Origin of the sequence: Pseudoalteromonas sp. Angola-4, from assembly GCF_028599265.1 — a bacterium.
Taxonomy (GTDB): domain Bacteria; phylum Pseudomonadota; class Gammaproteobacteria; order Enterobacterales; family Alteromonadaceae; genus Pseudoalteromonas; species Pseudoalteromonas atlantica.
The window spans coordinates 1-255 of record NZ_JAQREK010000130.1 but is presented as its reverse complement, the minus strand read 5'-3'; the positions used below and the strand labels follow the sequence as shown (position 1 = coordinate 255).

Below are 255 nucleotides of genomic sequence, written 5' to 3'. Positions count from 1 at the left end.
ATGCTGAGCTGATAATACTCATTCGCGAAGTGTGGGAGGATAATATGTCAGTTTATGGTGCAAGAAAAATATGGAAGCAGCTACAGCTTGACGACCATCAAGTCGCCCGCTGTACAGTCGAACGATTTATGCGAGTTATGGGAATTCAAGGTGTTCGTCGGGGTAAAGCACATAAGACAACGATACCTGACGAGCAACAAGATAAGCCACTTGATTTAGTTAATCGTCAATTTACTGCTGAGCAGCCAAATCAAC

At 43.5% G+C, this 255-nt stretch carries 1 protein-coding gene; it reads left to right on the top strand.

The genetic code is table 11. The features are described 5' to 3' along the window. A partial coding sequence (locus tag PSH48_RS21140; RefSeq protein WP_443197878.1) for an IS3 family transposase occupies positions 1-255 on the top strand: 255 nt, incomplete at both ends.